The sequence below is a fragment of the Stenotrophomonas sp. INTA L402-1 genome, from assembly GCF_059295135.1.
Genome location: NZ_JCAFWP010000064.1, coordinates 1 through 10,074, shown reverse-complemented (window position 1 = coordinate 10,074; position 10,074 = coordinate 1). Strand labels below are relative to the sequence as shown.

8 protein-coding genes are annotated in these 10,074 nt (G+C 65.6%); 6 read left to right on the top strand and 2 right to left on the bottom strand.

What is annotated here, in order from left to right; translation table 11 throughout:
• Window positions 1-237: 237 nt before the first annotated feature.
• The gene (locus AC5O77_RS20980; RefSeq protein ID WP_004136070.1) at window positions 238-1,683 is read left to right on the top strand and encodes an ExeM/NucH family extracellular endonuclease; all 1,446 of its coding nucleotides are present in this window, start codon (window positions 238-240) and stop codon (window positions 1,681-1,683) included.
• 147 nt (window positions 1,684-1,830) lie between these two features.
• Here AC5O77_RS20980 and AC5O77_RS20975 read toward each other — a convergent pair whose 3' ends face one another.
• Window positions 1,831-2,688: an EamA family transporter gene (locus tag AC5O77_RS20975; protein ID WP_004136071.1), complete on the bottom strand. Its 858-nt coding sequence runs from the start codon at window positions 2,686-2,688 to the stop codon at window positions 1,831-1,833.
• A 43-nt stretch (window positions 2,689-2,731) separates the two neighbouring features.
• Here AC5O77_RS20975 and AC5O77_RS20970 point away from each other — a divergent pair, with 43 nt between their 5' ends.
• Complete coding sequence (locus AC5O77_RS20970) at window positions 2,732-3,403, top strand: alpha/beta hydrolase (RefSeq protein ID WP_065724123.1); 672 nt, start codon at window positions 2,732-2,734, stop codon at window positions 3,401-3,403.
• The gene (zapE, locus tag AC5O77_RS20965; protein WP_004136100.1) at window positions 3,400-4,500 is read left to right on the top strand and encodes a cell division protein ZapE; all 1,101 of its coding nucleotides are present in this window, start codon (window positions 3,400-3,402) and stop codon (window positions 4,498-4,500) included. The genes AC5O77_RS20970 and zapE overlap by 4 nt, the downstream gene beginning before the upstream one ends.
• 75 nt (window positions 4,501-4,575) lie before the next feature.
• Here the strand turns inward: zapE and AC5O77_RS20960 are convergent, their stop codons facing one another.
• On the bottom strand, window positions 4,576-5,412 hold the full coding sequence (locus AC5O77_RS20960; protein WP_478058730.1) for a DUF2884 family protein: 837 nt from the start codon (window positions 5,410-5,412) through the stop codon (window positions 4,576-4,578).
• 530 nt (window positions 5,413-5,942) lie between these two features.
• Here AC5O77_RS20960 and AC5O77_RS20955 point away from each other — a divergent pair.
• From AC5O77_RS20955 to AC5O77_RS20945, 3 genes are all read left to right on the top strand, one after another.
• Complete coding sequence (locus tag AC5O77_RS20955) at window positions 5,943-8,345, top strand: ribonucleoside-diphosphate reductase subunit alpha (RefSeq protein WP_032128210.1); 2,403 nt, start codon at window positions 5,943-5,945, stop codon at window positions 8,343-8,345.
• 183 nt (window positions 8,346-8,528) lie between these two features.
• Window positions 8,529-8,777 carry a DUF2188 domain-containing protein gene (locus AC5O77_RS20950; protein ID WP_108751840.1) on the top strand — a complete coding sequence of 83 codons (249 nt, stop codon included), beginning with the start codon at window positions 8,529-8,531 and terminating at the stop codon, window positions 8,775-8,777.
• Between the two features lie 122 nt (window positions 8,778-8,899).
• Window positions 8,900-9,919 carry a ribonucleotide-diphosphate reductase subunit beta gene (locus AC5O77_RS20945; protein WP_008264781.1) on the top strand — a complete coding sequence of 340 codons (1,020 nt, stop codon included), beginning with the start codon at window positions 8,900-8,902 and terminating at the stop codon, window positions 9,917-9,919.
• Window positions 9,920-10,074 lie beyond the last annotated feature (155 nt).

The following is a 10,074-nucleotide window of genomic DNA, read 5'->3' as shown; positions in this document are numbered from 1 at the left end:
CCATAGACACCCGCCCCGGCTTGTGTGTGTGGTTGGTGCCTCACTTGTTTGACGGGGTTGGGGCGGCGCGGCCCCACCACCCCCCCATCCCCTGTTTGTGGGGGGGCCCCCCCCCCCCCCCCCGCCACTACCAGGCTTTGCCCACCAAGGCCTGATCGCCCATATACCCCCGCTGCGCAGGCGGGGTTTCGCATTTCAGGGTTAGTCTGTGCGCCTCTTCCATGGAGTCGCCCGTCGATGCGCCGCCGTTCCCTCGTTCTTGCCCTGTCCCTGCTGCTGCCGGCCGGCGCCTTCGCCCAGGCCCAGCCGCAGGTCGCACCGGTCGCGTCACCCGCCGCCGCGCGCAACAGCGCCACCGTGGTGCTGACCGCCGCGCCGGCCGACTGGCGTGCACTGGATGGCCAGCACGTGCGCATCGCCGCGCCACTGACCCTGGCCGGCACCGATGGCCTGGAGCGCTTTGGGCAGCTCACCGTGGCCTTCGATGGCCGCCTCTGGCAGCCGACCGAAGTGGCCGCGCCGGGTACCGCGGGCTACGAGCAGGTGATGGCCGACAACCAGCGCCGCCGCCTGGTGCTGGACGACGGCAGTGATGCCCGCGACCCGGCCAGCGTGGCCTACCTGCCGGGTAACCCGGTACTGCGCACCGGCATGCAGCTGCGCAATGTGGAAGGCGTGGTGCACGTGGATGCACAGGGTCGGCCGCGCCTGCAGGTCGAAGGCGTGCTGAAGTTGCCGGAGCTGAAGCGTCCGGCGGTGCCGACGGTGCCGGGCAGCCTGCATGTGGCCGCCTTCAACCTGGAGAATTTCTTCAATGGCGACGGCCAGGGCGGCGGCTTCCCGACCCTGCGCGGTGCGCGCACGCCGGATGAGCACAAAGCGCAGGTGGCCAAGCTGGTGACCACGGTCAACGCGCTGGGCGCCGATGTCGCTGCACTGATGGAGCTGGAGAACGACGGCTACGGCCCGCAGTCGGCCATCGCCGAACTGGTCGATGCGCTCAACCGCGATCGCGGCGCGCAGGGTGACTGGCGCTTCGTCGACGCCGGCAGCGGCCCCGGTGACAATCCGATCCGGGTCGGCATCATCTACCGCAGCACGCGCCTGCAGCCGGTTGGCAAGCCGGCCACGCTGACCGGCGGCCCGTTCGTCGAGCACAGCCGCGTGCCGTTGGCGCAGGCCTTCCAGGGCAAGCAGGGCGCACCGTTCGTGGTGGTCGCCAACCACTTCAAGTCGAAGGGCTGCCGCGATGCGAGCGGCGCCGACGCCGACCGCAACGACAACCAGGGCTGCTGGAACGCCACCCGCGTGACCTCAGCGCAGCAGCTGCACGCCTGGCTGCAGACCGACCCGACCGGTACCGGTGCCAAGGACGCGGTGCTGCTGGGTGACTTCAATGCCTACGCGATGGAAGACCCGATCCGCACCCTGCATGACCTCGGCTGGCAGGACGCATTCAAGGTCGCCAAGGTCGAGCATCCCTACAGCTACGTCTACAACGGCTATACCGGCCGCCTCGACCACGCCCTGCTGAATCCGGGCATGGTCAAGCGCCTGCGCGGTGCCGCCGAGTGGCACAGCAATGCCGACGAACAGGACGCCAGCGGCTACCAGGGCCGCAACGTGCAGGGCCCGTGGCGCAGTTCCGACCACGATCCGCTGCTGCTGGGTTTCGACAAATAACGCACCGCCGGGGTCGGATCCCATTCCCATGGAATGGGCTCTGACCCCGCGTGCGGCCCGCGCGTTCGTAGCCCGACATGCATTGGGGTCCGGTGCATTGGGGTCAGAGCCCATTCCGTGGGAATGGGATCCGACCCCGGGAATCGCTCACCCCCAGGCGATCAACCCGATCGCCAGCACCGCCAGCGCCAGGCCGGCGCGGTTCCACTTCGTGGTCGCTTCGCCGAAGGCGAACACACCCACCAGCGCGCCCAGTACCACCACGCCGATGTTCATCCCGGCGAACACGGTGGCCGGGCTGTCCGGCATCGACTGATGCGCATGTACATAGAAGAGAATGTTGCCGCCGTTGAGCAGGCCCAGCAGCGCGCCGGCGCCGAGGTTGCGCCAGGCCAGTCGGCTGCGGCCACTGGCGTGCCGCCACAGCTGCAGTGCCAGCATCAGCACGAAGGCCACGCTGAAGCTGGCCAGCACCGCCGCCATCGACGGCGTGCCGGACAGCGCCACCTGCTTGAGCAGCACGTCCACCACCGCGAACCCGGCCCATACGCCCAGCAGCCAGCCCCAGCCACCCGGTGAGGGCGCCACCGCCGGTCCGCGCGGGCGCAGGCTGATCGCCACCATCGCCAGCAGGCCCAGGGCGAGACCCGCCAGCTTCCATGGCGTCGCGGTCTGGCCGAAGAACAGGAACGCAGCAGCCAATGACAACAGCAGCGACAGCCGCTGCGCCACGTCACTGCGGACGATGCCGGCCACCGCCACCGCGCGGCCCAGCACCAGGAAAATCGACGGCAGTACCACCGCCAGCGCCAGCAGCGACAGCCACGGGGCATGCGGCGCGCGCAACGCATCCAGCGGCGGCTGCAGCACCACGGCGGTGAGCGTTGCCGCCACCAGATAGTTCCAGGTGACCATCTGCGAAACATCCAGCTGGCGGCGGCTGGCCAGCTTCAACAACACCGAAACCAGCACGCTGCAGATCACGGCCAAAGACAGGTAGAGCATGGGGCGGGCACAGGGCAGGGGCAGGGGACGCTATCATGGTGCCATGCACAAGCCTTCGTTCCCCGTCGCCCCCGGCGAAACCGCCTGCCTCGAACTGGACGGCCCGGCCGGCCCGCTGGAAGTGGTCGTCGACCTGCCCAAGGCCGATGTGCCGGTGCAGCCGATCGTGGCCATCGTCTGCCATCCGCTGTCCACCGAAGGCGGCACCCTGCACAACAAGGTGGTCACCATGACCGCCACCACCCTGCGCGAGCTGGGCATCGCCACGGTGCGCTTCAACTTCCGCAGCGTCGGCGGTTCGGCCGGTGAGTTCGATCACGGCGTGGGCGAGCAGGACGACCTGAAGGCGGTCGCCGCCTGGGTGCGCAGCCAGCGCCCGGACGACCGCCTGTGGCTGGCCGGCTTCAGCTTCGGCTCATTCGTGTCGCTGAAGGCCGCTGCCGCGCTGCAGCCGGAAGCGCTGGTCTCGATCGCGCCGCCGGCGGGCCGTTGGGACTTCGACGGCATCGCACCGCCGGCGCGCTGGCTGGTGATCCAGGGCGAGCAGGACGAGATCGTCGATCCGCAAGCCGTCTACCAGTGGCTGGACACGCTGGACTTCCCGCATGAGCTGGTGCGCATGCCCGAGACCAGCCACTTCTTCCACCGCAAGCTGATCGATCTGCGCGGCGCGTTGACCCACGGCGTCAAGCACTGGCTGGGCGCGGCGGCATGAGTGCAACCGAGTTGACCCCGTCGCAGCGGTACGCGGAAGGGGTTGCCCGTGGCGATTGGCAGAACGACCCGGCCCAGCACGCGGCGCTGGCCGAACTGGACCGCATCCACCTGGGCCTGCTGGACAGTGCCGAGGACGGTTGGCTGGACCGCCTGTCCTCGTTCTGGAAGAAGCCCGAGCCGGTCAAGGGCCTGTACTTCTGGGGCGGCGTCGGCCGCGGCAAGACGTTCCTGGTCGACCTGTTCTACGACGGTCTGTCGATCAAGCAGAAGTACCGCACCCACTTCCATCGCTTCATGCGCAGCGTCCATGAGCGCCTGCGCGAGCATCAGGGCCAGAGCGACCCGCTGGCGAAGATCGCCCAGGAATGGCGCAGCAACCTGCGCGTGCTGGTGCTGGACGAATTCTTCGTCACCGACATCGGCGACGCCATGTTGCTGGCGCGGCTGCTGGAGCGGATGTTCGCCGAGGGCGTGACCCTGGTCACTACTTCCAATACGGCGGTGGAAAACCTGTACCTCAACGGCCTGCAGCGTGAGAGTTTCATGCCGGCCATCGGCCTGCTGCAGCGCTTCTGCGTCGAGCTGTACGCCGAGGGCACCGAGGACTACCGCATGCGCGCGCTGACCCGCTCGCCGGTGTACCGCGCACCGTTGGCCGCTGACAGCGACGAATGGCTGGCGACGCGCTGGAACGAACTGAGTGGCGGCCAACCTGCCAAGACCGGCAACATCGAGATCGAGGGCCGCAAGATCCCGGTCCGTGGCCGTGGCAAGAGCATTGCCTGGTTCGATTTCGCTGCGTTGTGCGAGGGCCCGCGTGGCCCGTCGGACTACATCGAGATCGCGCACGAGTTCAACACCGTGCTGCTGGGCGGCATCCCTGCGTTCGACCGCCTGAACGAAGATGCCGCGCGCCGCTTCGTCAACCTGATCGACGAACTGTACGACCGCCACGTCAACCTGGTCTGTACCGCCAGCACCTCGCCGGTCGAGTTGTATACCGGCACTCGCCTGCAGGGTGCGTTCGAGCGCACCGCCTCGCGCCTGATCGAGATGCAGAGCGCCGAGTACCTGGGTACCCCGCACCGGGCGTGAGGGCGCCACCCAGGTAAATGCGTTGCCGGCCAGGGTTCCGGTAGTGCCGGCCGCTGGCCGGCATCCGCCGCGCAGTTATCGGGAGGGTGCCACGGCGTTGTCACGCGGCCGTTCATCCAGCCCGGCCGACACATGCAGGCCCGAGCCATCGCCGTGCTCCACCCGCACGCTCTCGCCGCGCTCCAGCAGCCGTAGCGGCTGGCCCTGGTAGCGCACCTCCAGCGCATCGTGGGCCTCTGCCAGTGACTGCACCAGCGGGCATAGCGCCATGGCCTTGGCCTCCAGCTGCTGGCTGCGCGCTTCCATGCGGCGGTCGACTTCGGCATCGAGGCGGTCGGCACGGCGCTCCATGGCGCCGGCGCGGCCGGTGAACACCTGCCACAACACGCTGCGGGTCATCGACCCGGCCATCGTCTCGGCCATCTGGTCGATGTGCGCGTCGAAGCCGTCGCCGAAGGCTTCCTGTTCCCAGTAGCCGCGGCCCAGGCTGGCGTCGATCCAGTCCTGCATCTCGCCGCGCATGGCACGCATCTGGCGGTTGCGGGACTTGCCGGTGATGGCCTCGAAGGCGGCGTCCAGTGCGTCGAAGGTGACCCCGGAGACTTCGTGGGCCAGCGCCGTGGCCGCCGGCATCAGCTGGCGGGCGCCGGTCTCCATCTGCCGCAGGCGGGCGGCGTCGGCGGTGCTGACCGTCACCATCCTGCCGTCCAGGCTCAGCTCGCCGTCGTGGAACACCACTTCATGCGGCGCCTGCGGGCCATGCCGCAGCCAGATGCCACCGCTGTCCACCAGCACGTCATAGTCGGTGTGGATACCGCACTGGTCCGAACGCAGGTCCGGCCCCTCGGCGGCCAGCGCTGGGGCAATGAACAGGGCAGGCAGCAGGGCCAGCGCGGGCAACCGCAGGTGCATCGGAGCATCCTTTTCCGGGAGCGAGCGGCCAGCATCCGCTGCCAGCGCGCGGGCGTCACCGGCCGGAAGTCACCCGTCCACCGGATTCCCACCGGCTGCCCACCAGCTATCCACAGGGTTGTCCCTAGCCAGTTTCATCACTGTCATGTGAAGCTGTCATTGTTCCGTTTCCGCAGTGCGTTGTACCACCGCGATGACGCCTTTCGGGCTTGACTGCGCAGCCCGTTCCGGCAGGTCTGAAGCGTCTGATCCGGGCGCCGATGGCACGATCCTTGCGGCGCAAGGGATTGCCGAATTTCACTACATTTGGCGTTGACGGACCCCATTACCCCCACTATCTTGTGGCCGTCGGTCGCAGCAACCCCAATTCCAGGGGGTGCCCGGGGTACCCATCCGCGATCGTCAACGGCAGTGGCAGGCGCAGGGTCTCATCCCCTGCGACGCCGTCCTGCCATCCTGGGCTGTCATGTCCCGGGCTGCGTCACCCGATGCATCGAGCACCCACCAATCACGCCAAGAGGACACACGCCGTGACCACCGAATCCAGCGCCACCATCGAGAAGGAAAGCGAATTCCTGTTGACGTCGCCGCCGACGGCCAACGCGATGAGTGTGACCAAGCGCAATGGCACGACCGAACTGGTGGACCTGAACAAGATCGTGCGCGCGGTGCAGCGTTCCTCCGAAGGCCTGCACGCCGTCGATCCGATGCGCGTGGCCACCCGCACCATTTCCGGCCTGTACAACGGCGCCACCACCCGCGAGCTGGACGAACTGTCCATCCGCACCGCCGCCCTGCTGATCGGTGAAGAGCCCGAGTACGGCCGCCTCGCTGCGCGCCTGCTGGCCAACTACATCGCCAAGGAAGTCTCGGGCCAGGAAATCTACGCCTTCTCGCAGTCGGTCAGCCGTGGCCATGAAGTCGGCCTGATCAACGACCGCCTGCTGAACTTCGTGCAGACCAACGCGCGCAAGCTCAACGATGCCATCGACATCTCGCTGGACCTGAACTTCGATTACTTCGGCCTGCGTACCCTGTACGACCGTTACCTGCTGCGCCATCCGCACACCCGCAAGGTGATCGAGACCCCGCAGCAGTTCTTCCTGCGCATTGCCAGCGCGCTGAGCGAGGATGTGTCCGAGACCCTGGCGCTGTACAAGCGCATGGGCAACCTGGACTACCTGCCGTCCAGCCCGACCCTGTTCAATTCCGGCACCACCCACGAGCAGCTGTCCTCGTGCTTCCTGCTGGATTCGCCGCAGGACTCGCTGGAGTCGATCTATTCCAAGTACGGCGACATCGCCCAGCTGTCGAAGTTCTCCGGCGGCATCGGCGTCAGCTACACCCGCGTGCGTTCGCGTGGTTCGCTGATCAAGTCGACCAACGGCCACTCCAACGGCATCGTGCCGTGGCTGAAGACCATGGATTCGTCCGTGGCCGCGGTGAACCAGGGCGGCAAGCGCAAGGGCGCAGCCTGCGTCTACCTGGAAACCTGGCACGCCGACGTCGAGGACTTCCTCGAGCTGCGTGACAACACCGGTGACGAAGCCCGCCGTGCGCACAACCTGAACCTGGCCAACTGGGTGCCGGACCTGTTCATGAAGCGCGTCGAGGCCGACCAGGAATGGTCGCTGTTCGATCCGCGCGTCGTGCCGGAGTTCACCGACCTGTTCGGCGAAGCCTTCGAGCAGGCCTACCTGCAGGCCGAAGCGCAGGGCAAGGCGAACCGCACCATCTCCGCGCGCAAGCTGTACGCCCGCATGATGCGTACGCTGGCCGAGACCGGCAACGGCTGGATGACCTTCAAGGACAAGTGCAACCGCGCCAGCAACCAGACCCTGCGTCCGGGCAACGTGATCCACCTGTCCAACCTGTGCACCGAAATCCTGGAAGTCACTTCCAACGATGAAACCGCAGTGTGCAACCTGGGTTCGATCAACCTGGGCAACCACTTCGACGAGCACAACGAGTTCGACTTCGAGAAGCTGGCCGAGACCGTGCGCCTGGCCGTGCGCCAGCTCGACCGCGTCATCGACCTGAACTTCTACCCGATCGAAACCGCCCGCCGCGCCAACCTGCGCTGGCGTCCGGTCGGCCTGGGCTGCATGGGCCTGCAGGACGTGTTCTTCCGCAAGCGCCTGCCGTTCGACAGCGCCGAAGCCCGCGCCCTGTCGAAGAAGATCGCCGAAGCAATCTACTTCCACGCGCTGGAAACCTCTTGCGAGCTGGCCCAGGAACGCGGCAAGCACCCGTCGTTCAACGACACCCGCGCCGCCGGTGGCGAACTGCAGTTCGACGCCTGGAACGTGGTGCCGGAAGACACCGCGCGCTGGGATGCCCTGCGTGCCCGCATCAAGGAGCATGGCCTGCGCAACTCGCTGATGATCGCGATTGCACCGACCGCCACCATCGCCTCGATCGCCGGCTGCTACGAGTGCGTCGAGCCGCAGGTGTCCAACCTGTTCAAGCGCGAGACCCTGTCCGGTGACTTCCTGCAGGTCAACCGCTACCTGGTGAACGAGCTGAAGAAGCTGGGCCTGTGGACCGCCGACATGCGCGATGCCATCAAGCTGGCCGAAGGCTCCATCGCCGGCGTGGCGCAGATTCCGGAAACGCTGCGCGAGGTCTACCGCACCGCGTGGGAACTGCCGATGCGTTCGCTGATCGACATGGCCGCCGAGCGTGGTGCCTTCATCGACCAGTCGGCCTCGCTCAACCTGTTCATGGAAAGCCCGAACATCGGCGCGATGTCCTCCATGTACATGTACGCCTGGAAGCAGGGCATCAAGACCACCTATTACCTGCGTTCGCGCCCGGCCACCAAGATCGCCAAGACCACGGTGAGCAGCGCAGCTCCGGCCAAGGTGTTCAGCCCGGACGAAGCCATCGCCTGCTCGCTGGAAAACCCGGAAGCCTGCGAGGCCTGCCAGTAAGCAAAAAAGAAGGGCCCCGAGCTGTAACTCGGGGCCCTTCTGATGCTTCACAAAACGTCCATAACCACTTGGGCGGGACGTCTTTGATCGGCTACTTCGACTAAGAAGCGGGGTCACTATACCGCTATCTGTGGTCCGATCAAAGTTCGAAGCTCAGGTACTTCGTGTACAGGAGTAATCGTTATGAGCAAGAAGCAAGACCGAATGGTTTATCGTCGTGAAGACGGTCAGTGGGCGAACAAGCGCAATGATTCTGACCGTGCGTCCAGTTTGCACGGGACGCAGGCTCAGGCTGAAGAGAGCGCTCGTAGAATGCTGTTCAACCAGGGCGGCGGCGAGCTGACCACTAAAGGCCGTGATGGGTTGATCCGTAGCAAGGACACCATCGCGCCCGGACGTGATCCGTTCCCGCCTCGAGATACTGAACACTAAGCTGAACCTGAAGGTATTACTTTCAGTAGAAGTATGATGGGCACAAGGAAGTGCCCGATTCACAATCATTTGATTCAACTTGCAGTGTTGAGAAATCGCACTGCCGAACATGCGAGACACCCATGGCCGACAAGCCCAAGCAGATGCTGCTCGATCCCGGTTTTGAACTGACCCTGCGCCCGATGCGCTACCCGCAGTTCTATGACATGTACCGGAATGCGATCAAGAACACCTGGACGGTGGAAGAGATCAACTTCCAGATCGACATCACCGACCTGCACAGCAAGATGTCGCCGGGTGAGCGCCACCTGATCCACCGCCTGGTCGCGTTCTTCGCCACCGGCGACTCGATCGTCTCCAACAACCTGGTGCTGAACCTGTACCAGCACTTGAACGCGCCCGAAGCGCGCATGTACCTGTCGCGCCAGCTGTATGAAGAAGCGCTGCACGTGCAGTTCTACCTGACCCTGCTCGACAACTACCTGCCGGATCCGGAAGAGCGCGTCAAAGCCTTCGCCGCGGTGGAGAACATCGACTCGATCAAGAAGAAGGCCGATTTCTGCTTCAAGTGGATCGACTCGATCCAGGACCTGAAGCGCATCGAGACCCGTGCCGAGCGCCGCCAGTTCCTGCTCAACCAGATCTGCTTCGCTGCGTGCATCGAAGGCCTGTTCTTCTTTGCTGCGTTCGCCTACGTGTACTACTTCCGTTCGCGCGGCCTGCTGCCGGGCCTGGCCTCGGGCACCAACTGGGTGTTCCGCGACGAAAGCGCGCACATGGAGTTCGCGTTCGAGTCGGTGCGCGTGGTGCGTGAGGAAGAACCGGACCTGTTCGACGACGAGATGAAGCAGCAGGTCTACGACATGCTGGCCGAAGCCATCGAATGCGAAGTGCAGTTCGCCGAGGACGTGCTGTCCGGCGGCGTGGCCGGCATCTCGACCCGCGACATGCGCCAGTACCTGCAGCACTGTGCCGACCAGCACTTCGCCAAGCTGGGCATGGAAAAGAAGTACAACGTGCGCAACCCGCTGCCGTTCATGGAACTGCAGGACGTGCAGGAGCTGACCAACTTCTTCGAACGCCGCGTCTCGGCCTACCAGGTCGGCGTGCAGGGCGAAGTCGCCTTCGACATGAACTTCTGATCGAACCGGTCAGGCCTGTCGCAATGAGAAACCCCGGCCAGCGCCGTAATGCTGTTCACTTAAGCAGCTGAGCCAATCAGAATCCGATGCCAGTCTTCTGGCATCGGATTTTTTGTGCCCATCCAACAGCAACTGCTCGACCTTGGTGACCTGTT